Below are 22,125 nucleotides of genomic sequence, written 5' to 3' on the forward strand. Positions count from 1 at the left end.
GCGGAGCGCTGCCGCTTCTTTCCTGCGATCCCCGGTCCGTGTCAAGTGGCGTCTCAGGCCTGCTTGCGACGCACAAGGACGAGGAAGGCGACCGTGAGCACGAAAAGGACAAGCACGGCCACGCCTTGGCGGCGATAGTCAGCGTCGAGCATCCAGGCTCCGGTGCTTTCGAGATAGCGGCCCCAGACCTCGGGCTGACTCTCCATGGGGCGGGACAGGTCCGCGCCGGCGTTGATGAAGCGCCACACCTTGGACACGGCCAGCGACAGGCCGGCAAGCGCCCAGGGGAACCAGGCGGGAAGGGGCAGCCGGTCGAGGACCAGGCAGGTCGGCAACACCAGAAAAGGCAGGAGGCCGATCATCTGGCGCGACAGGGGGTTGAGGCTTTGCAGCAGGCCGAAGGCCAGCACGGCCAGCCAGCCCGGCCCGAACCCCCGCGCCGCCCGGCAGGCCGGGGCGAACAGGCAGGCGGCGCACAGGAAGAAGGGCCCGAAATACAGGGTGTGGGCCACCAGGAATTCCCCAGGGCGCATCGTGCTGTTGACGACCACGGTGCGGGCGTACTCGAAGAAAAGCGCCACCCAGTCGTAGGCGGCCAGGCCCGGCACGAGCCGGGGCAGCGCGGTGAGGAGCGCGACCAGCCCGGCGGCCAGACCCAGCCGGACCAGCAGCGCCGGCCGTGTCAGGGCGCGGGGGGAAAAGCCGGCCGCCCGGGCCAGGCAGTAGACGCCGCCGGCGAGGAAGGCCAGGGCGACGGGCGTGGCCGGCAAGGGCGGCGAGACGGTCATGGCCAGGGTCAGCCAGGCCGCGCCCACGGCCAGCGCGGTCAGGCCCCCGGCCAGGGACAGGGGGAGCGTGGCGGGCGCGCCGTGCGCCCGGTCGGGCGGGGGCACGAAAAGCAGAAAGGCGAGGAGCCCCACGTTGGGGCCCACGAAGAAGCCGGCCAGGCCCGCGCCGAGCAGAAGCCAGGTCCGGCCGGCCAGGTACAGCCAGGCGAAAAGCGCCGCAAAGCCGAGGGAGGCGGTATCGAGCAGCACCGGGTAGTAGAAATTGTGCTTGAGCACGGCGTAGTTGCAAAAAACGCCCAGGCAGGCCAGCCACTTTCCCCGGCGGGACAGCCCGGCCAGATCGGCGCAGCGGCAGACGGCATAGGCCGCCAGGGTCAGCATGAGGATGTTCACGACCTGGAAGGCGACGATCACGTTGGGGATCGTAAGCGCCACGCCGGCGGCGGACATGGCGCCGCGCACCGCCAGGGCGGGCAGCATGCGCAGGTACACGGCCGTGCCGATGGAGACCGCGCCGCTTCGCACCTCGTCCAGGCGCGTGATGACCGCGCCGTAGGTGCGGCCGTCGAAGCCCAGGCCATCGCCGGCGAAGATGCGCTCGGAGACGAGGGTCAAAAGGACGGAGGCGGCCAGGACCACGAGCGTGGCCGCCAGGGTGTCGCGCCGGGAAGCGGGCGCGGTCACGGCAGAAACCGCCTGAGCCGGCGGCCGAGGAAGGTGGCCGCGCCGAGGGGCAGCCGGCGCCAGAGCCGGGAGACGGCCTCCATGGCCGGGGCGGCGTCGGCGTCGCCGGCCGGGTCGTCGGGGCGCTCGGGCCAGTCGCGCCTTGTCAGGGCATGGGGCACGGCCCCGAACCGGGTCTTGAAGACCGTGGGCCCCGCGCCGGGGCGGCCCCGGCCGAAGTCGAAGGTGGCCGCGCCGCGGGCCACGGCCGCCTCGAGCGCCCGCCAGTAGAGCAGGTTGACGGGGCTCACCGCATGGGCCGAGGCCAGGGAACTCACCCACACGGCCGTGTCCGCGTCGCCGTGGGCCACGCGGATCATGCCGGCCACGGGCTCGCCGTCGAGGGTGGCCAGGCTCACGGTCACGCGCCGGGGCTCGGCGGCGACGAGGGCGGCGAAAAAGGCCGAAGGATGGGGCGGGGTGCCGAGCTCGCGCATGTGGCGCTCGTAGACCCGGCAGAAGTCCGGCAAAAGCTCGCGGCCCTCGGCCACGGCCACGCCCGATTTCTCGGCCTTGCGCGTGCGGTTGCGGATCTCCGGGCGCAGGGATTTCCACAGCGTCTCGGCCGCGCCGGGAAGCGGCAGGCGGTAGGTGGAAAGCCCGGGCCAGTCCGGGTCCGGGGCGGCGGCCGCGGGCTCGCGCCAGGTCATGCGCCCGCCGGCGAGCTTTCGGGCAATGTTTTCCGCTTCCGCCGTCAGGGCCGCCGCCGCCTCGGAATCGTCGGCGGCCAGGCCCGCGGCCTGGGCGTGGGGCACGGAGAGCAGGCGCGCCTTGCCGGCCAGGCCCCGCACGAGGAAAAGGGGCAGCACGCCCCGGACGTCGCCCGTCTCGTCGCGGGCCATGAGATAGTGCGGCCGCTCGCCGTAGGCCGCGACCACGGCGTCGCGCCAGGCGAAGCGGTGGTAGAAGAGCGTTTCCGGGCGCAGGGCCACGAAGGCGTCCCAGGCGGCGCGGTCGGCCTCGCCGGCCAGGCTCACGCGCACGGGTGCTTCTCCGCCGTCTCGGCCGCCAGCTCCCGGGCGGTGACGAATCGGACGTCGAGGGATCCGAGCATCCGGTCCAGGGTGCGTTCGAGCCAGGGGCCGGTGCGGCGCAAAAACAGGCGCACCTTGAGCGGCATGTTGGGGAAGTGCGGCCGGGGCGCGATCTCGTAGGGGTGGAAATAGTAGGTGGCCGCGCCCTGGGCCAGGGCTCGGGAAAGCCCGGCCCGGCACCACCAGCCGCCGGCCACGCGGGTCATGATGCCCGTGGCGGCCGGAAGCCGCACCACCGGAAAGGACGGGATGGGCAGTTCCACCACCGGGTGGCCGCCGCGCCTGGCCAGGTCGTGGGCGGCCGGGCGGTAGGGTGTTTGCGGCGCGTCGGCCAGGCCCTTGAACTTGCCGAAAAGCGCCCGCGACGGGCACACCGAGGCGTCGTAGGAAAATCCCAACTCGTGGAGCGCGTCCAGGACCCAGGGCTCGATGATGAGGTTGGGCGCACGGTAGCCCGTCACCTCCCGGCCCGAGGCGTCTTCCAGCACGGCCTTGGCCCGGCGCAGGTCGTCGGTGAACCGGGGCCGCGCCGGCAGGTCCTCGTGATGCATGCCGTGGCTGGCCACCTCGTGGCCGGCCGCGACCACGTCCCGCACCAGGTCCGGATAGGCCTCGGCCATCTCGCCCAGGATGAAGAAGGTGGCCCGCACGCCCCGGCGGGCGAAAAGGGCCAGCACCCGGGCCATGGGCTCCCGGATCTCCCCGGCCGGGCGGTCGGAACCGTAACGGTCGCGGAAAAAGGCGGCCGTGTCCTTCCAGCGGGACCGGGGCGAGCCCGTGGCCCAGCGGCAGTGGTACCACTCGTCCATGTCCACGGTGACGGCCAGGGCGGGCTTACGCGTCACGGCGGCCTCCCCTGGGGCGCTCGCGCACGTCGCCGATGACGCGCGCCGGCACGCCGGCGGCGATGGCGAAATCCGGCACGTCGCGGGTGACCACGGCCCCGGCCCCGATCACGGCCCCCCGTCCCACGGTCACGCCCGGCAGCACCACGGCGTTGACCCCGAGCCAGGCTCCGGGCCCGATGACGACCGGGCCGCGCCTCGCCACGTCGTACTCCCGGGCGAGAAACGATGCGTTGGGGCTGGCCTCGGCCACCAGGGCCACGCCCGGGGCCAGGGAGGCCTCCTCGCCGATGCTGACCAGCCCCGGCCGGAAGCCGTCCACGGCCACGAAGCCGAGGTTGACGTAGGCCCGCGCCCCGATGCGGATGCCCGAGGCCCGCAGCAGCGCCAGGCGCAGCCCGGCCACGGGGCAGTGGGCGGCGGCGAAGCGCAACAGCGAACGCAGGACCTTTTGCGGCCTGGAGACGGCCGGAGCCTTGTCGCCGGTCATGGGCGCGCTCCTTGGGAGGCGTGCAAAAAGCGGTCGAGGTCGTCGGCCACGCGGCCGGCCGCGCGGCCGTCCCAAAGCTCGGGCCGATGCCCCTCGGGCGCGCCCCCGGCCAGGATCTCCCCGGCCAGGGCGTCGATGTCCCCGGGCCGGCACAGCCGGTTGGTGCCCTGGGTCACGGTGACGGGCCGTTCGGTGTTCTCGCGCACGGTGAGGCAGGGAATGCCGAGGTAGGTCGTCTCTTCCTGCAGGCCGCCCGAGTCCGTGACCACCAGGGCGGCGCGGGTGACGAGCCCCATGAAGTCCACGTAGCCCATGGGCTCGACGCAGCGCAGGCCGGGCAGGCTCTCGAGGGCTTGGGCCAGCCCGAAGCGCGACAGCCGCTCCCGGGTGCGCGGGTGGACCGGAAAGACCACGGGCAGGCGCGCGGAAAGGCGCGACAGGGCCTCGGCCACGGCGGCCAGGGCCTGCGGCGTGTCCACGTTGGAGGGCCGGTGCAGGGTGGCCACGGCGAAGCCTCCCGGGGCGAGCCCCAAGGCGGCCGGGCCGTCCCCGGCCTCGATGCGCGGGCGCAGCATCTCGAAGCAGTCCATCATGATGTTGCCCACGCGCACGATGCGCTCCCGGGGCACGCCTTCGCCCAGGAGGTTCTCGTCGGCGTCCGGAGAGGGCGTCCAGAGGCGGTCGGCCACGGCGTCGGTGACGAGGCGGTTGATTTCCTCGGGCATGGACCGGTCGCGGCTGCGCAGGCCGGCCTCCAGGTGGGCCACGGGCACGCCCTCCTTCACGGCGGTCAGGGCGCAGGCCAGGGTGGAATTGACGTCGCCGACCACCACGACCATGGACGGGCGGTCGCGGCCGAGGACGGCGTCGTAGCCGGACATGACGGCGGCGGTCTGCACGGCGTGGCTGGCCGAGCCCACGCCCAGGGAATGGTCGGGCGCGGGCATGCCGAGGTCCTCGAAAAAAGCCTGGGACAGGGCGTAGTCGTAGTGCTGGCCGGTGTGGACCAGGGCGGGCCGGCACCAGGGGCGGCGGCGCAGTTCCCGAAACAGCGGTGCGGCCTTCATGAAGTTGGGCCTGGCGCCGACGACGAGGTGCACGCGGTGGATCATGGCGATGGATGCTCGGGGGTCAGGCCGGGGCGTACGCGGCAGCGGCCCGGCGCAGGGCTTCCAGGGGCCGGCGCGCGGCGGCCAGGGTCACGAGATCGCGAAAAAGGGGCGTGGGATCGATGCGGACGGCGAGCATGTCCCGGCGGCGCGCGGCCATGGCCGTCGTCGCGTCGGGTTGTTCCACCAATGCCCGCACCGTGTCAAGGAGCCGGCCGGCCTGGTCGGGCCGCAGCCCCGCGCCCAGGCGGAAGTCGTCCTCCAGTTCGCGCAGATAGCTCAGACGGCCCACGAAGTCGTTGATGCGCACCGAGGGCGTGCCGAGGACCATGGCCTCGGCGGCCATGGTCTGGCTGTCGCCGACCACGAGGGCGGCCCCGGCCAGGGCGTGGTGGATGCGCGCCGGGTCGAGGCGGATGCGCAGGGGTTCGAACCGGGGCGGCAGGGGCCGCTCGGAGGTGACGTACACCCGGCCGCGCGCCCCGAGATAGTCGCACAGCTCCCCGGCCAGGGCGTTGTCGATGCCGCGCTTGCCCACGTCGTGGCTGGCCGTGAGCGAAACCAGGCGCAACAGGAAGTAGGGCCGCCCGTCCGGGGAGAGCTCCCGGGCCACGGCGGCGTCCGGACTGAAATGGTCGGGGTGCAGGTAGGCCAGTTCGTGGTAGCCCGGATAGGAGACGCGCCGGGAGGCCCAGCGGCCGCGGTCGCAGCATCGCGGCAGGACCAGGGCCGTGGCGAAGGGGTAGAAGAGGTAGTTCTCCGGCGTGGCCGGGGTGTCGTCCTCGTTTAAAAGCAGCGACGGGATGCCGAGCAGCCGGCCCAGGTGGGCCAGGGTCAGCTCCGTGCCGACCAGCACGTCGGGCCTGAGCTTTCGCAGCAGGGGGAAAAGCCGCTTTTCCGTGCGCCAAAGCAGCAACGGTCCGGCCAGGGCGAAGGGCACGCCCTCCATGCGCCGCCCCTCCGGGGCCAGGTTGACCACGTCCCAGTCCTCGCCCGCCACCAGGGTCTCCAGCACGTCTTTTTTGACGATGACCACCGTGACCTGGGCTCCGTCCCGGCGGAAGGATTCGATGACCCGGCGCAGAAGGTGGTAGTGGGCCGGATGGGCCAGAAAGAAGAGCGGGCGCATGACGGACCTCGCGAGGATTTTCAGGCCGTCCCGCCGGGAATGTCCCCGCCCGTCGGCGTTTCGGACACGGCGTCGAGCCATTCGGCCAACTGGCACCATTTCCAGGCCTGCTGGGCCGTGGGTCGGTAGCCGCGGGGAAAGCGCAGGACGTCGGGCCAGGCGGCGGCGAGGCGCGCCATGGCCGCCTCCGTGCGGCGCTTCCAGGCTGGCGAGGCCATCCAGCGGGCCTCGGGCGTGGCGAAGCCGAGCTTGTCCGTGCGGGCCAGGATCTCCGGCGCGGTGTGGCGGCCGAGCGCCAGGCGCTGGAGGTATTTGGTCTGGCCTCCCCGGATCTTGAGGTCGGCCGGGGTGGCCAGCAGCCGTTCGACCAGGCGGTAGTCCAGGTAGGGCACCCGGGCTTCCAGGGAGAAGGCCATGGAGTTGCGGTCCTCCAGGCGCAGCAAATGTTCGAGCTTGTACTGGAAATGCAGGGCCAGGCTGTGGTTGAGGTCGCGGGCCCGGAAGAACTCCCGGGCGATGCGGCTTTCGCCGTAGCCGGCGGCGAAGAAGTCCCGGCCCAGGAAGGGCAGGGCCCGGCCCAGGGCCAGGGCGCGCCCGGCCTCGGGCAGGAGCGAGAAGGCCAGGGCCCCCAGGCCGCTGGCGTGCTGGCGGCGGGCCAGGACGGCGGCGAACTCCCCGGCGAATTGCCCGATCCGGCCTCGGCGCAGCAGGCCGGAGAGGTTGAAGCCGTGGAAATACTGGTACCCGGCGAAGACCTCGTCCGCGCCCTGGCCGTCCAGCACCACCACCACCCCGGTCTCCCTGGCCAGGCGCATGACCCGGTACTGGGCGTAAAACGACGGGTTGGTGGTCGGTTCGTCGGCGGCCCGGACAAAGGCCGGCAGGTCGGCCAGGGCCTCCTCGGCCGTGGGCGTGACGCGGTGGCTGACGAAAGGATAGCGCGCGGCCAGGGCGTCCACGTAGCGGGCCTCGTCCACGGAGTCGCCGGGATAGACGGCGGTGAAGCAGTGGTAGGGGTTCGGCGCGCCGATGACGTCGTGCAAAAGCCCCACCAGGATGGAGGAGTCCAGCCCGCCGCTGAGCGACGACCCCACGGGCACGTCGCTTCGCAGGCGAAGCCTGGCCGCGTCGGCGGCCAGCTCGGCCACGGCCCGGGCGTGGCCCGCCTCGGTGTCCTCGACGGGATGTTCGAGAAAAGGCAGCGGAGACCACCAGGTCCGCACGGACAGGCCGCCGGCGGCGTCGCATAAGGCCCGGCAGCCCTTGGGCAGCCGGCGCACGGCGGTCAGGAACGTCTCGTCGTGGATGTCGGTGCGGTTGAACGCCAGGTAGTCGAACAGGCTTTGCCTGTCGACCTCGCGGGACAGACCCGGCAGGGCGAGCAGGGCGCGGATCTCCGAGGCGAAGTGGAGGATGCCGTCTTGCAGGACGTAATAGAGCGGTTTGACGCCGAAACGGTCCCGGGCCAGGAAGAGCGTCCTGTCGCGGCTGTCGTAGAGGGCGAAGGCGAACATGCCGTTGAGGCGCGGCAGGCAGTCCGCGCCCCAGGCCTCGTAGGCGGCGAGCAGCACTTCGGTGTCGGTTCTCGTGGCGAAGCGTCGGCCCTTGGCGGCGAGCTCCTCACGCAGTTCGATGTAATTGAAGATCTCGCCGTTGAAGACCATCTGGTAGCGGCCGTCCGGCGAGGCGAAGGGCTGGCGGCCGTCGTCGGAGAGGTCGATGATGGCCAGGCGGCGGTGGCCCAGCACGCAGTGGGCGTCGGCGAAGACCCCGGCCGCGTCCGGGCCGCGGTGGCGCATGATGTCGTTTTGGGCGCGCACGAGCGCGCCGTGGTCCGGACGGATCCGGCCCGGGGCGAAGACCCCGCAGATGCCGCACATGGTTCACCCGTTTGGCCAGAGTTTCCGACGCGACAGGAAAGCCCCGGTTACTTACCCGGCCCCCGGGCGCAAGACAAGCCGTCCGCTTGCCGAGGGAAGCCGAGCAGGGCGGCCATGCGGCGCAGCCTCCGCCGACGGGCGCCCAGGGTGTAGCCCCCTGCCAAATCCATTGCCCGCTCGTTGACGGCCGGCCCCCGGTCGAGGGCCTGGCGCACGGCCCGGGCCAGGGCGTCGGGGTCCATGCCCTGGGCCACGATCCCGGCGTCGCCGACCATCTCCGGCAGGGCTCCGCGCGGCGTGACCACGGGGGTGGCCCCGCACCGCATGGCCTCGACCAGGGCCACGCCGAAGGATTCGGTGGCGGAAAACTGGGCGTAGACCCTGGCCCGCAGCAGGTACGCCAGCAGGCTGTCGCGGCCGGCGTCGTCCACGAGGACGACGTTGGGCGGGGCCAGCCGGCGCAGCTCCCCGGCCGTGGCGTCCATCTGCCGGCCGTAGAGCACGAAAGGCACGTCGGGCAGGCGGGCGGCGGTCTCCAGGAACAGGTAGTGGCCCTTGATGGGCGAACTGCCTTGGTGCACGAGGCCGATGGTGAGGACGAAGGCTTCCTTGGCGGCCGGGTCCGGGACGACGTCGGGCAGGTCCACGGCGTTAGGAACGAGCAGGCTGGCCCTGGGGCGGCAAAAGGCCCGCAGCCTGCGCTCCATGTAGGGCGAGACGGGAAGCACCAGGTCGGCTCGGGTGAAGGCGTAGCGGGCGAAGTGGCGCAGGACCGGATGCAGCGGCAGGCCGTAGCCGATTTCCGGCACGACGTCGGCGTCGTAGCCGCCGGCCACGACCACGGATTTCCTGCCGCGAAGCCGGGCGAAGAGAACGGCCAGGGCGGCCCAGACGTTGCCGAACCAGGCGAAGGCCACGTCGCACCGACCCACGGCCCGCCACAACCGCCACAGGCAAAGGGGCGAAAAGGAGAAGCGCACCTCGGTAACGTCCCAGTCCTCGGCCAGGAGCCGGGAATCCAGGCGCACGAAGTGGACGGGATTACGGTAGACGAAGGCGAGCTTTTTCCTAGGTGCGGGCATCTCCGCCTCCGTCGGATTCGAGGCGGCTAAAGCGAGACTGACCGAAAGCGTCCAGAGCTAGGGCGGCGATGCGCGCTGGGCGCGTCATGCGTCCAGGTCCGCCAAGGACCATGGCCGCCCGGGAGAGCGGGTCGGGCCGGCCAAGGCGCGACAGAGGCGAGCGTCGGTAGCGGTCGAAAGCCCGTCGGTCGTGGATCATGGCCCCGAAGCAGGCGAAATACCAGTACCTCCCGATCACCGAGGCCAGGGCGGCCCGGGGCAGGAAGCCTGCGGCGTCGTTGGCGGCGACGATCCGTGTCAGCCAGTCTTCGGCCTGGGCCAGGAAGTCGCAGTCGTCGGGGATGGCCAGCCCCAGGCACGGCCCGAGGCTCACGGCGTGGTGCAGGGAGATGTCCTCGTCGGTCGGGGTCAGCCCCAGGTGGGCCAGGGCCTTGCCCATGGAACGCATGCGCGCGGCGGCCTGCTTGGCCTGGGAATGGCGCGCGCCCATCTGGCCGGCGTGGCGGCGGTAGCGCAGAAGCGGCCTGGGAAGGTTGGCGAAGGCGAACCGGCCCATGGCCCGGACCCAGAGGTCGTAGTCCTCGCCGTAGCGGACGGCCGGATCGTAGCCGCCGAGGGTCTCGAGCACCTCCCGGCGCAGCATGACCGTGGGGTGCATGACCGGGCAGGAAAACAGCAGTTCGGCCCGGATAGCGGCATCTTCCGTGGGCAGGCGCACGATGCGTCGGGGCGGAGCGCCAAAAGTGCGCAAAAACGTGCCGCACACGGCCACATCTTGGTGAGCGTCGAGAAACGTCGCCTGGTGCGCCAGCCGTTCGGGCAGGCTGACGTCATCGGCGTCCATGCGGGCGAGAAGCCGGCCGTCAGCAACCGCGGCCGCAGCATTGAGGCTCGCACCCAGGCCGCTTTTTATGCGGTGCAGCACACGAAGGCGGCTGTCCTCCCGGGCGATGAAGTCAAGGATGGCGGGTGTGGTGTCGGTGCAACCGTCGTCGACGGCCACGACCTCAATGTTGGCAAGGGTCTGGGCCAGGAGACTGGACAGGCTCTCCCGGATGTGCGCCGCGTCGTTGTGTACGGCCAGAAGGACGGAGACGGCTGGCCTAGTCATGGAGCGCCCTTGCGCTTGCCCATCACCGGGGGAGAAGTTCCGGAAAATGATGGAAGATCACCAAGGGAAGGCGTGCGTCCCGTAAAAAACCACCGCAAGTGCCGTAGCGCCCTGACCTGCCTCGACGGAAGCCCTCGGCGCATGTCGTCAAGCCGATGCAGCAATCGCATCCGTCGCCAGAGTTCCAGGCGGGCCATAGGGTAATATGGGGTCCATGCCAAGCCGCACAACAGGCTGGCGGCGTATTCAGGAAACCGTTCTAAGGGGCAGGACAACTCAAGAAGTCGATAAGGAGAAGGTCCTTCCTGGCATAGGCTATCTCCAGATTCGAGAACTAACCGCTTATGGAAAAGGACTTGGGGCTGAATTGCGATTCCGGCCTCGGCCAACGCCGTGAGGACGAACGCCATGTCCGATCCCCATACGTTGGGCATGGGACTTTTCTCCATGGCCCTGCGGCACACAGGCGTGCGGTAAATGCTGTATATGAGATTCGCCTTGCCCAATGCTTCTGGAGAAAGCAGATACCGGCGGATAGTACGGAAGCAGGCCTTGCCGGCCAAGCCGGGAATGTCGGGATATTGTCGTATGGGGCGACCGCAGGAGTCGGTGTTGTCCAAACCGGTGAAGGCCATGCCGCGCCGCGGGTGTGCCCGTAGTTGGTCGAGGCAGGTCTGGATGAAGTTGGGTTCCCAATGGTCGTCGGCAGCAGCCCACATGAAATATGGGGTGTCCGCCTGATCCAGGAGGAATCGAAAATTATTCGCCGCGCCAATGTTCACGGCATGACGGAAATAGCGTATGCGCCCGTCCCGAGCAGCATACCGTTCGAGAATTTCGCCGGTACCATCTGTGGAGGCGTTGTCCGCCGCGATCAGCCGCCAATCCTCTACGGTCTGGACAAGGAGCGATTCCAGGGTCTCGGCGAGAAAACGCTCCCCGTTGTGGACAGGCAGACCGATCAAGAGTGCCGGGGTGCCGTTCATCGAGGACCGCCCAGTTTCCAGCGTTTAATCATATAGTCGTTGTCCCGCCAAATATGTCGTGCAACCGCTCTTGAAAGGATATGCATCTCCTCGGTCTCAAGCTGAAACATCGCCGGTGGTCTTAATATCGGAGACACAAAGCCAGGGTGGGCAGGAACGCATCCGTAAGGAAGACAGCAGCCAGCCACTCGTAATTTCTCATTTTGTCTGGGCGTACATTTCAGAGAAGGTCCTTTTGTAGAACTCTTCTTTAGGCAAGTCTACAAAAAGGACTTTGTGACGGAACTAAATAAATCGGCCGTCTCTGGATGGGAACTCTTCGGCAATTCACGGTGTTTTTTGTAGAGGAACTATTGGCATGTATATGAATAGGTCTGCTTCTGTAGCAACTTTAGCACTCGACGCAATAATGCGAGATGACTGTACGCCGGTACACCTTATAGTCACAGGGGCGCTACGCTCTCCTTTCGCCCGTGTGGAGGACAGCTTTTATGTGGTCCGCTCAACAGTCCATTGCAATTGAGGTCGAACCAAGCCAGGAATGGATTGCATATAGCCGTTGCGGTAGGATAGGTCTGTCAAGTCGTCTTTTACTTCGAAAGTCAGCGCATAGGGTGCAGAAAAATGTATGATAACGTAATCCTGAAATGAACTTAACGCTAGCATGACTCGAAAGACGCCGTCATTGAGAAGGTGTGAGGGGATTTGACATGTTGCAGTATAGAGCCCAGGTCCATAGCTTTCGATGATGTCATTCGCGGGGTTAACGACGCCGATCAGGATGTTCTCCATATTGTAAATATGGAAATTGGGAACAAGATATCTGTCTGCCGGAGCAAAGACACGATAGCGCATTTCCAAGTAAATGGGCTTGTCAATGGCGTGCGTTGCGCTGATATTTCCCGCCGTGTCGCGCACGCAGGCCTCGACCAGTTCGGCGCACGCATCGCCGAACTGCTTGTCGGGCTGGAAAACCGCCATGACGTCTGGGAGTTTGTTGTCTGTCTCAGTGAGAAGAGGCAGTCCCATGTATTCCTTGATGGCGTTGGCCGTGGGGCCGAAACAGCGAATGCGCCCTTTTTCCAGAAGAATGGCCTGCGGACATAGCTGAACTACCGATTGCATGTTGTGGCTTACGAAAATGATCGTACGCCCTTCCTTTTGGACATATTGCATCTTTTGCAGGCATTTTTGCTGGAAGCGCAAATCGCCGACGGCAAGTACCTCGTCAAGAATCAGGATTTCAGGATCAAGGTGGGCCGCGACGGCAAAAGCCAAGCGCACATACATGCCGCTGGAATAATATTTTACAGGTGTATCGATAAATTTTTCTATTTCTGAAAAATCGACGATTTCATCGAATTTCTTTTTGATCTCGCCCCTGGGCATACCCAGTATGGTGCCATTGAGAAAGATATTCTCTCGCCCCGTCAATTCAGGATGAAAGCCCGTGCCGACTTCCAGCAAACTCGAGATCCGACCATGTATTGTGATGCGCCCCGTGCTGGGTTCGGTGATACGGCTAAGGATTTTAAGCAGGGTAGATTTGCCGGCACCGTTTTGGCCGATGACGGCGAGGTTCTGTCCATGGGCGATTTCGAAGGAAACGTCGTCAAGGGCCTTGTAGGGTTCTGTGCCGGCAAGGTCCTCTTTTTCCCCAGGCAGGAGGGCGCGCAACCTGAGACGGGCCTGGAGGCGTCGCAGACGCTGTTCGACGGCCTCGCGGAACGAGGTGACTTTTCGCCCTTTATGGCTGATGTGATAGGTCTTGGAGACGCTTTCGGCTTTGACGGCGTAGGACATGCTAGAGATAATCCACGAACATGGTTTCGACCTTGCGGAAGTACCGCAATCCCGTCCAGAGGAAAAAAATCGTGACGCCGATGGAAACGAACATGCCCGGCAGGTAGACTTGGCTGGCGCTGCCGAGTTGCGACCAACGGAACATATCGATGATGCCGACCATGGGATTGAGCGAATACAATATCTTGAAGCGTTCAGGCACCAGGGTTGCGCTATAGCCCACAGGGGAAATGTAGATGCCGATCTGCAGCAGGAAGGGGACGAGGTGGCGGAAGTCGCGGTAACGTACGTTAAGGGCCGCGCCCCACAACCCGAAGCCGAAAGCGAGCAGTACCGTCCATAATGTGAGGAGAGGCAAGAGAAACAGGCCCCGACCGTTGAAGACACCACTTGCCATGGCAAACAGCATGAACAGGAGGCAGGAGACGGCGTAGTCCACGAGGTTAATGCCCACGGCGGCACAGGGGACGAGCAGGCGGGGGAAGTATATCTTGCCCACGATGCTGCTGTTGCCAAGGATGCTGTTGCTGACGTCGATGACGATGTTGGAGAACAGGGTCCACGGCAACATACCGGCGAAGACAAGCAGGGGGTAGGGCAGGCCGTTGGAGGCCATGGAGGCCACCGTTCCGAAGACGAAGGAGAAGATCAATAGGGTCACGAGGGGTCGCAACGCCACCCAAGCCACGCCGATGAGGGTCTGCTTGTAGCGCACCCGCAGGTCGCGCAGGATGAGTTCCTGTAGGAATTCCCGGTGTTGCCACATGTCCCGCCAGTAGTCCTTGGCCAAGTGGCCGGCCTCGATGACCGTGGCATGAGCGTTTTCGGACAAGGGTTTGGGCATGGTGTGACAATCTCGCAGTCGGCTGTTGGCGTCAGGTCAAGACCAGAAAGAGACCGCGCCGAGACTCCCTAGCCTTCGCCTCCAGCCGTGTCAAGACGAGGGCACGGCAAGTGGGAGACCAGACAAGCTTACTTGCCGGCGGCGTGATTAAGGTATTGTAGTTGCAAAGCCCGGATCAGAGAGAGCTTCAAGGATTTGCGGGAGAAAAGCGGGTTACCAAATTTATGGTAAGGTGGCTCCAGGCCCAGGTTAACTCGAAAAAGGTATTCTCGGGCGAAGTTGTTCTCCATAATTAACGCGAAGTTGAGTTTGGCGGCCTCCACGGGGGAAATGGTCGGTAGCTCCTTCTCGTGGCCTGCGTTGGCGTGGACAAAGAAGGCATTGGTGCCAAGGAAGCCCACTAGGCGGTAGCCCATCTGCCTGCCAACGGCTACGTACCGACCCAAGGGTTGGCCAGGATCGCTGCCTGAAGGGCGGGGCGGCACGGGTGTCTCGTCGTCCGCGATGTGGCAGGTGTGGGCTTCCACGCAGACAACAAGTGGCGGTGTGGTAAATTCCTTCAGAGAGGAGAATATCTCGAAGTCAAGACCGTCTATATCTATGCTAACAAAGTCGAAGCGATCGGTAATGCCATAGCGGTATGCGATCTTGGCCAAAGAATTTGTCGATCCGTCAACGAACTCTAGGGCGCATATCCCTTCAGACCCAGGAGGATAAGTTTTAAGGAGGTCCTTAAAGCGGTCCTTGTCGCCTTCGATGAGTAGGCCACGCCATCCTGTTTCAAGTAGCGCCCGCGTGTTAGAGAGATGGATGCCATCCCAAGCACCGAATTCACAGCAAAGTCCCTTGTTAATGCCGAGAATGAAAACGATGTGCTTGATGATGCCCTCCTCGCCGGACTGGCTGTAGCCAGTATGCCGATATTCAATTAACGATTTTTCCATGTATATCCCTACGTGAATGGTGGTGCCGTAATGGCGTTTCGCTGTATTGTTGCAGTGTTGCCTGTCTCAGGGCGTAGGCACCTGCCCCGCGGCGTCAAGGTTGCGGTGTGCCACTAGGCCCCGAGCTTGCGGCACAGCATGTTGACGGACAGGAACTGGCCGAAAGGCTCGTGGGCCAGGGAGCCGTCCACGAGGCCGGCAAAATGGGGTTCGTGGGGGTATTCCTCGCAGTCCACGAAGCCGGCCTGGGTGAGCAGGTGTCGCAGCCAGCAGGGGTTGAAGCCGGTCTTGTGGTAATCGTATGGCGTGGTCTGCCCGCCCCAGATGAGCCCGATCCAGGGCGTGTGGCCGGGTACCTGGAAGTGCGCGAAATTTTCCGTGTAGATGCGCACGATGCGGTCCATGTCGGGCACGGAGATGCGCAGCAGGCCGCCCGGGGCCAGCACCTCGTGCCAGCGCCTGAGAATGAGCGGAACCTGGTCGTGGCCGAAGTGCTCCAGCACGTGACAGGCGTAGATCTCCGCAACGCTGCCGTTGCGGAACTTGCGCAGAACGGCGATGTCGTCCACCACGTCCGCGGCGGGGGTGAGCAGCACATCCACGTTACAGAAATCCTCGGCGTGGATATGGCCGCAACCCAGGTGTAGTCGCAGAGGGCTGGGAAGGGAATCCCGGTAGCGCCGTTCCCTACGGGCCGCAGCAAGGCGGTGGAACAGTTTCCTGAGGGGGTGCACGTTCGTTAATCCTTGGTTGATGTTCGCGTCGCAAGTTCCTTCCAGCAGCGTTCGATGCCCCGGTCGAAGTCGATGTGTGGTTCCCAACCGGTGTGGCGGCGCAATTTCGCGGCGTCAAGCACATTGGTCGGCACGTCGAAGGGTCTCGCCGGCAGCAGGTGCAACTGCGCGTCGGCAGAGGTGATTCCGGCTATGCGGCAGATCGCTTCCACCACTTCGATATTGTCGTGCCCCATGCCCGTGCCGATATTGTAGACCTCGCCGGGTTTCCCCCGCAACAGCGCGGCGATGATGCCGGAAACTACATCGTCCACGTGGACGTAGTCACGCACGGTGCCTCGCGGGCCGAAGACGCGAACTTCTTCGCCGGCAGCCAGTCTGGCCATGGCCGTCGCCACGAAACCCTGCCCGCTGTGGGCGTCCTGGCCGCTGCCGTAGGCGTTGGCGGGCCGGACCACGGTCACGGGCAGCCCGTGGCAGTGGTGGAACATGAAGGCGTATTTCTCGATCGTCAGTTTGGTGATGCCATAGGGGGACAGCGGCGAGGTGGGGTGGGTTTCCGCGATGGGCAGAGTCCTGGCCAAGCCGTAGACCGTACCTCCGGAGGAGACGATGACTACTCGGCCCACTCCGGCGGCGCTGGCCGCTTGGAATAGGCGCACGGCGAAGGGCAGGTTGGCCTGGATATCAAAAACGGGGTCCGTGAAACTGGTTTTGGGCACTGTGGCGTAGGCCAGGTCAACCAGTTCGTCGAAGCCTTCGAGCAGCCGGGCCAAGTCGCCGGCACCGGACTGCGGGCACTGCCGGTAGCGTGCCTGCGCGGGGAGGATCCGGGTCGGCCAAGGGGAGCGCCCGATCACGGTCACTTCTCGGCCAAGGCCGGCTAGGGAGGCTGCCAGATGGCTGCCGATGAAGCCGGCTCCGCCGAAGATGCAACTTCGCATGGGCTATCTCCCGTCCACACCGGTCAGGCGTTGGGCCGTTGGGCGTCGGTGGTGGCCAAGATGGCTTCGTAGCGCCGGCTGATGACATCCCAGGTGAAATGTTCCCGCCAGTTGGCCCGACCGGCTGCGCCCAGACTGTCCAGGCGGGCGGGATCGGTCATGGCCCGGCGCATGTGACGCGCCAGTTCCCGCGGCCGCACCCGGGTGTAGCCCCAGCGATCCACCGGTGCCGGGCACAGCCAGCCCCCCCCGGTCCAACGGGCGATTTCCGCGCTGTTGCCCACGGGCACCGTGACGAAAGGCAGCCCGGCGGCAGCTGCCTCATAGAGCACCAGCGGCGAGTACTCGATATTGGAGGCGAACACGAACAGGTCGGCATTGAAAAAGGCCTGCACGAGTTCGGCGCGGGGCAGGTCGGCCAGGAGCACCCGTTTTTTCTTACCGGCTACGGCGTTGATGCGCCGGATGTAGTATTCCAGTTCGTGGTCGGCCGGCCGAAAAAGGCGGCGGGCTAGGCCGACGCTGTTGGCCGCCGCGCGCCAGACCATGTCGCGCACCAGGGAAGCTGCGGCGACCGGTCCGTCCTGACGTCCTGCCTCCCGGATGCGCCGGCCGGCGTCGGCAAATGCCTCGGTCCAGGCCCGGGCAAAGGCCAGAGCCCGGGTGGCGCGGCCGGGAGGCGGCGCGGGCGCGGCCTCCCGGCCGCTTTGCACTACGGGCGTGGCCTTGGCAAAGCTCGGCGAGACGTGCCTGTTGCCGTTAAGCAGTAGCACCAGGGGGCGCGGCGAGCCCTTCATGCGCGCAAACGCCTGAAGGATCTCCCGGTGCCCCTTGACGCCCGTGAGGCTGCCCACGGTCAGGAACACGAAGGCATCCTCGGGGATGCCGTGGCGGGCACGGAAGCCGGGGTCGGTGGGGACGGAGAACTCCGCCTCGCTGGCCCCGTTGGGCAGGATGGAGTAATGCGTCAGGCCGTGCTCCCGGGCGAACCGGATATCCCGGTACTCCTCGGCGTAGAAAATCAGGTGGTCCATGGCCCGCAGAACGTCGGGCATGCGGCGGAAATAGTCCGCGAAAAGGGGTTCGTACAGTCCGGAAAAGCCGCAGGGAATGAAGATCTTGCGGGAGCGGATGTCCCCGAGTACCTCCCACATGGCGTCGAAGGTCCACTGCTGGGCCGCCTTGACCAGGATGGCGTCGTAATTGTCCGCGACCAGGAAACGGCGGTAGGCGTCGACTTCTCCCTCGAGGCCTCGGGCGAGGTTGCCGGATACGCGGAACGGGGCGATCTTCACGCCGTTGATACGGTCGCCCTGACGCTGGGGCAGGTAGGTGGTGGCCACGGTGACGTCGTGGCCCCGGGCGACGAAGCGTTCGGCCAGTTGGCGCATGACCTCTTGCACGCCTCCGACGCTGGGATGATAGAATTCACAGCACAAAAGCAGTTTCATGCCTGTTCCTCGGCGCACCGGGGCCTAACGGCCGCCCGGCGTCGCGGGTCATTGCGGCGCAAGGCCCAAAAGCCGTCGCCAGGTCTTGCGGGACAGAGCCCGCCGCCAGAAAACGGCCCAGGCGCCGCGCCCCGGAGGGGCCGGCCGGCCCGTGGCCCGGACGTAATGGTGGGCCAGGTTGTCGCAGTACCATTCGAGCTTGGCCCACAGGGCCGGGTTGCGCCGGTCCGGATCGATGCCGCCGGCCGCCCGGCGCACCAGCTTCAGGATGGCCGTGATGTTGGCCTGGGGTGAAAGGCGCGACGGCGCGGCGTGGATCAGGGCTGCGGCATCGGCCGCCGGCCGGGGAACGTCGGCCAGGCCGGCCGCCAGGGCGATGTTTTCCGCGCTGATGCGCAGCAATTTGTCCAGGAAGGGATTCGCGCCGGCCCGCGACATGCTGCCCGACACCTCGCGGTAATGCACCAGGCGCTCCGGGAGGTTGGCCACGGCATGGCGCCTGGCCAGGCGGGACCACAGCTCGTAGTCCTCGGGCGGCTGGCGGTCGGGGTCCGTGGTGTAGCCGCCGGCGGCGAGAACCATGTCCCGGCGCAGCATGACCGAGGAGTGGACGAAGGGGTTGTTGAACAACAGATCCAGCCTGAGGATGGCGGTGTCGACGGGGTGATCGTGGAAGCGGCCCGTGGGCGCATCGTCCACCGTGATGATGGCCCGGGTGCCGAGTAGGACGCAGTCCGGATGCGCATCCATGAAGGCCACCTGCCGTTCAAGCCGGCAAGGATCGGACAGGTCGTCTTGGTCTTGACGAGCGATATAGGGTCCCCTTGCCAGGGAAATTCCCCGGTTGAGGGTCGCGGCGAGCCCCGTGTTCTCCTGGCGCAGCAGCCGGATGCGCGGATCGTCGATGGCGGCGGCCACGGCGTAGGACTCGTCGCGGGAGCCGTCGTCGATGATGATGCACTCGAAGTCGCCGAACGTCTGGGAGAGGATGGATTCAACGGCGGCGCGCAGATAGAGCGCGCCGTTGTAGACCGGCAGGACCACGGAGACCTTGGGCGCGTTCACAGCGCGATCCACTGGGAAGGAATGAGGTCGCGGGTGTCCTTGGGCTCCCGGAACCAGTGGCGCGGCGCTACTACGATCTTTTCCGGGTTCTCCCCGAGCCAGGCCCCCCACCAGCTGAAGGAACTGTTGGCCACGACATGGTGGGCGCAGGCCCGCATGAGGGCCATGTCCGCCGCGCCGTCGTCGGCGTTGCCGTCCACCACCGTGCAGGGATGCGCCAAGCGCAGGTTCTCGCGCACCCAGTCCGGGTCGTCGGAAAACAGATAGAAATGCGGGGCGGTCACGCGTCCGGCCACATGGTCTACGGCTCGACGGTAGTACTCCAGGGAGCACGCCCCGTGGTAGGCTGCGGTCACTGGATTGGAGACGTAATCCCCACGTCTCACGTGCAGGGAGACCGCGCCCGCGTCGGCGCGGATGCGCTCGAGTAGGGCGGCGTTGGCGGCGCTCGGTAGCGCAGCCGGGGAGAACTCCCGGCGCAGGATGTCGGCGATGTCGCAGAAGTAGCGTTCGCTTTGCCAGTAGCCGTCCAGGTAGACCGGCGGGCGCAGGGTTTCGAAGGCAGCGTTGTAGCTAAAGCCCGTTTCCCAGTAGACTGCACGGGGACGTCGGCCGGACAGGCGCACGAAGAGCTTTTGCAGTCGTCCAGGGCGGCGCGGTAGGTACTTTGGCGCGTTCTCGGTGTAAATTTGACATTGTACGCACAGACGATTCAGTTCGTAATGGCGTAGCGTGTCATGAGCATAGTCCAGGATGTCGAGCACCAATCCGGCGTCGAACTTGGCTGCCAACGCGCGACCGGCGGCATACTGAAACATCTGGTTTCCCAGTCCGCCTAGTAGGCGTACGACGACAAACGGCCGTTCTGCTATAGCTTGCCGTGGAGCCATAAAAATGGTCTTCTTCCCAAAAAAATTCAATTTCATAAGCTAAAAACTACTGGTGACTTGCCCATTGGCGCGGTCATTTTTTTCTCATGGCCTTGTAGGAGGGGCATCTAAATTTATTCTGCGCACAAAAAACAATTGTAAAAATCTCGATTTAAAGATTGCCTAGGGTCGAGTAATTGTCATGCCCGTATAAATCAACATCAATCTTATTCCATGTTTTTAATGAAGGGTTTATGTGTTGATATTCTGGCTGACGGTACCATAAAGATGGAACATAGATTTGTTGTTTTGTGTGTGGAGATAGCCAAGCACCCCACCAAGCGAAAGAACTATTTGCTAAGATATGATGCTTGCAACAACTTATCAAGTATAGCTGTGTATAGTCAGCGTCTTCAGGAGATAAATTCTTCCAATCAATTATGTGCATCGGGTGGCGAATATTTATATTATCTTCAACCCATTGAGGGTCGTCGCTGAAACAAAAGAAGATTGGGTGTGGTATACACTGGAGTATTTTTTTTATCGCTGTATAATAATAATCGGCATTACATGTTTCATGAAATGATTTGTATTTTGGTATTGCTGTGTAATCACAACGTCTAAATAAAATACAAACTGATTCAGAATTCAAAATTAATGAGTGCAATTTTTTAAAATCTTTATGTACTTCAGAAGAAAACGAAAAAATGTTTTTTATTGTTTCTGAGATTCTCGAAAAATACTGTTCGTTTTGAAAATACCCTGAAAGGTATGTATTTTTTCTGGTATTGAAGAATTTTGCATCGAAATTTATGCTTGTATCGTCATTATACCTATATTTGAAGTCATTTTCAATGCCAGGTTTTTTTTCAATCTTTTCTCCGATTTTAAAAATAGAAAGTCGATATTTACGACTCAATGGGTCATCACTAAATGACGATATGTCCAAAACTAGTGGGGTGTTTGTTAAGAGTGAAATATTCTTTGCGGCAGCGTATTGGAACATTTGATTTCCAAGCCCCCCCTGCAATTTTAAACAAATTTTGTTATTCCTTGTCATCAATGGGTTAAAAAACTGAACTATTTTTTCCCACATGGTCTAGCCTCACTCTGGCTATTTAATAATCATGGGTAAACTCCCAGCTTTGTCGGGGCGCGTGACTTTAAGGAGCATCCAAGTCTGGTGTCAAGAAACGCGTCGGTGCCCCGACATCAGGCCATGGTTGCGCCGGCGTCCCGGCGTCCCGGCGTCCCAAGTACCAGTCCGCGGCGGCCTCCAGGCCTTGGCGCAGGCTGAACTGCGGCGTGAAGCCAAGATGCCGCGCCGCCTTGGAGATGTCGGACAGGGAATGGCGGATGTCGCCGGCCCGGGGCGGGCCGAAGACCGGCTCGATGCGCGCGGCCCCGGGGTGCCTGGTCGCGGCCGTGTCGCGGATGGCGGCGAACAGTTCGAGCAGAGTCACGGCCTTGCCGCTGCCGATGTTGCACACCTGTCCGGACAGGGCCGGATCGTCGCTCGTGGCGGCCAGCAGGTTGGCGCGGACCACGTCGGCCACGTAACAGAAGTCCCGGGTGGTCAGGCCGTCGCCGTTGATCTGCGGGGCCTCGCCCCGGGCGAGCGCGTCGAACCAGCGGGGAATGACGGCGGCGTAGGCCCCATTGGGGTCCTGTCGCGGGCCGAAGACGTTGAAATAGCGCAGACCCACGACGCGCAGCCCGTAGCAGCGGGCGTAGACGTCGGCGTAGAGCTCGTTGACGGTTTTGCTGAGGGCGTAGGGCGAAAGCGGCGCGCCGCGCATGTCCTCGGTCTTGGGCAGGCCCGGTTCCTCGCCGTAGACGGCGCTGGAGGAGGCGTAGACGAAGGCGGCGACGCCCTGGGTTCGCGCGGCCTCGAGCATGTTGCAGCAGCCCGTGACGTTGGCGGCGTTGCAGCCAAGGGGATCCTCAAGGGACAGGGGCACGCTGCCGAGGGCGGCGTGGTGCAGGACGTAGGCCGCGTCGGAGACGGCTTCGCGGCAGTCGCCGGGGTCGGTGATGTCGCCGCGCACGAGGCGCAGCCGGGCGTAGGCCGCCTCGCCGACGAGGGCGCGCACGGCATCGAGATTGGCCATCCTGCCTGTGGACAGGTTGTCGAGGACGGTGACGTCCTGGCCGAGGGCCAGCAGGGCGGCGGCCAGGTGGGAGCCGATGAAGCCGGCCGCGCCGGTGACGCACCAGCGGGCCGGGCGCTGGGCCAACTTGTGCCGGAGGCGGTCGAGCAGGGCGGACATAGGCGGCGTCCAGTCGGCGGAATC

The 22,125-nt window shown here is 65.1% G+C and carries 20 protein-coding genes; all 20 read right to left on the reverse strand.

Annotated features, from left to right (window positions below; translation table 11 throughout):
* Positions 1 to 53: 53 nt before the first annotated feature.
* Entirely contained in the window at positions 54 to 1,472 is a 1,419-nt protein-coding gene (locus Q1K70_RS05260; protein WP_300156596.1) for a hypothetical protein, read from the reverse strand.
* Positions 1,469 to 2,494 (reverse strand): GNAT family N-acetyltransferase, encoded by a 1,026-nt coding sequence (locus Q1K70_RS05265; protein ID WP_300156598.1) that lies wholly within the window; start codon positions 2,492 to 2,494, stop codon positions 1,469 to 1,471. The genes Q1K70_RS05260 and Q1K70_RS05265 overlap by 4 nt, the downstream gene beginning before the upstream one ends.
* Entirely contained in the window at positions 2,485 to 3,390 is a 906-nt protein-coding gene (locus tag Q1K70_RS05270) for a polysaccharide deacetylase family protein (RefSeq protein WP_300156600.1), read from the reverse strand. The genes Q1K70_RS05265 and Q1K70_RS05270 overlap by 10 nt, the downstream gene beginning before the upstream one ends.
* Entirely contained in the window at positions 3,380 to 3,880 is a 501-nt protein-coding gene (locus tag Q1K70_RS05275; protein ID WP_300156602.1) for a DapH/DapD/GlmU-related protein, read from the reverse strand. Before Q1K70_RS05275 ends, Q1K70_RS05270 begins: the two co-directional genes overlap by 11 nt.
* Entirely contained in the window at positions 3,877 to 4,992 is a 1,116-nt protein-coding gene (gene wecB, locus Q1K70_RS05280; protein ID WP_300156604.1) for a UDP-N-acetylglucosamine 2-epimerase (non-hydrolyzing), read from the reverse strand. The genes Q1K70_RS05275 and wecB overlap by 4 nt, the downstream gene beginning before the upstream one ends.
* Before the next feature lie 19 nt (positions 4,993 to 5,011).
* On the reverse strand, positions 5,012 to 6,118 hold the full coding sequence (locus Q1K70_RS05285) for a hypothetical protein (protein WP_300156606.1): 1,107 nt from the start codon (positions 6,116 to 6,118) through the stop codon (positions 5,012 to 5,014).
* A gap of 20 nt (positions 6,119 to 6,138) precedes the next feature.
* Positions 6,139 to 7,998: an asparagine synthase (glutamine-hydrolyzing) gene (gene asnB, locus Q1K70_RS05290; protein WP_300156608.1), complete on the reverse strand. Its 1,860-nt coding sequence runs from the start codon at positions 7,996 to 7,998 to the stop codon at positions 6,139 to 6,141.
* 47 nt (positions 7,999 to 8,045) lie between these two features.
* Complete coding sequence (locus Q1K70_RS05295) at positions 8,046 to 9,080, reverse strand: glycosyltransferase (protein WP_300156610.1); 1,035 nt, start codon at positions 9,078 to 9,080, stop codon at positions 8,046 to 8,048.
* Positions 9,067 to 10,191 carry a glycosyltransferase gene (locus tag Q1K70_RS05300; protein ID WP_300156612.1) on the reverse strand — a complete coding sequence of 375 codons (1,125 nt, stop codon included), beginning with the start codon at positions 10,189 to 10,191 and terminating at the stop codon, positions 9,067 to 9,069. The genes Q1K70_RS05295 and Q1K70_RS05300 overlap by 14 nt, the downstream gene beginning before the upstream one ends.
* Positions 10,188 to 11,177, reverse strand: a complete 990-nt coding sequence (locus tag Q1K70_RS05305; RefSeq protein ID WP_300156613.1) for a glycosyltransferase — start codon at positions 11,175 to 11,177, stop codon at positions 10,188 to 10,190. The genes Q1K70_RS05300 and Q1K70_RS05305 overlap by 4 nt, the downstream gene beginning before the upstream one ends.
* A 489-nt stretch (positions 11,178 to 11,666) precedes the next feature.
* Entirely contained in the window at positions 11,667 to 12,980 is a 1,314-nt protein-coding gene (locus tag Q1K70_RS05310; protein WP_300156614.1) for an ABC transporter ATP-binding protein, read from the reverse strand.
* Position 12,981: 1 nt separating this feature from the next.
* The gene (locus Q1K70_RS05315; RefSeq protein WP_300156616.1) at positions 12,982 to 13,824 is read right to left on the reverse strand and encodes an ABC transporter permease; all 843 of its coding nucleotides are present in this window, start codon (positions 13,822 to 13,824) and stop codon (positions 12,982 to 12,984) included.
* Between the two features lie 128 nt (positions 13,825 to 13,952).
* On the reverse strand, positions 13,953 to 14,768 hold the full coding sequence (locus tag Q1K70_RS05320; protein WP_300156618.1) for a hypothetical protein: 816 nt from the start codon (positions 14,766 to 14,768) through the stop codon (positions 13,953 to 13,955).
* Positions 14,769 to 14,881: 113 nt separating this feature from the next.
* Positions 14,882 to 15,370, reverse strand: a complete 489-nt coding sequence (locus Q1K70_RS05325; protein WP_300156620.1) for a hypothetical protein — start codon at positions 15,368 to 15,370, stop codon at positions 14,882 to 14,884.
* A 137-nt stretch (positions 15,371 to 15,507) separates the two neighbouring features.
* Complete coding sequence (locus Q1K70_RS05330; RefSeq protein WP_300156622.1) at positions 15,508 to 16,446, reverse strand: NAD-dependent epimerase/dehydratase family protein; 939 nt, start codon at positions 16,444 to 16,446, stop codon at positions 15,508 to 15,510.
* Between the two features lie 23 nt (positions 16,447 to 16,469).
* Positions 16,470 to 17,897 carry a glycosyltransferase family 4 protein gene (locus tag Q1K70_RS05335; protein WP_300156624.1) on the reverse strand — a complete coding sequence of 476 codons (1,428 nt, stop codon included), beginning with the start codon at positions 17,895 to 17,897 and terminating at the stop codon, positions 16,470 to 16,472.
* Between the two features lie 48 nt (positions 17,898 to 17,945).
* Complete coding sequence (locus Q1K70_RS05340) at positions 17,946 to 18,962, reverse strand: glycosyltransferase (protein WP_300156626.1); 1,017 nt, start codon at positions 18,960 to 18,962, stop codon at positions 17,946 to 17,948.
* Positions 18,959 to 19,780, reverse strand: coding sequence for an alpha-1,2-fucosyltransferase (locus Q1K70_RS05345; RefSeq protein ID WP_300156628.1), 822 nt, complete (start codon positions 19,778 to 19,780; stop codon positions 18,959 to 18,961). Before Q1K70_RS05345 ends, Q1K70_RS05340 begins: the two co-directional genes overlap by 4 nt.
* A gap of 223 nt (positions 19,781 to 20,003) precedes the next feature.
* Positions 20,004 to 20,927: an alpha-1,2-fucosyltransferase gene (locus Q1K70_RS05350; RefSeq protein WP_300156630.1), complete on the reverse strand. Its 924-nt coding sequence runs from the start codon at positions 20,925 to 20,927 to the stop codon at positions 20,004 to 20,006.
* A gap of 67 nt (positions 20,928 to 20,994) precedes the next feature.
* The gene (locus Q1K70_RS05355; protein ID WP_300156633.1) at positions 20,995 to 22,101 is read right to left on the reverse strand and encodes an SDR family oxidoreductase; all 1,107 of its coding nucleotides are present in this window, start codon (positions 22,099 to 22,101) and stop codon (positions 20,995 to 20,997) included.
* Positions 22,102 to 22,125 lie beyond the last annotated feature (24 nt).

This window comes from Solidesulfovibrio sp., from assembly GCF_029978005.1.
GTDB lineage: Bacteria > Desulfobacterota > Desulfovibrionia > Desulfovibrionales > Desulfovibrionaceae > Solidesulfovibrio.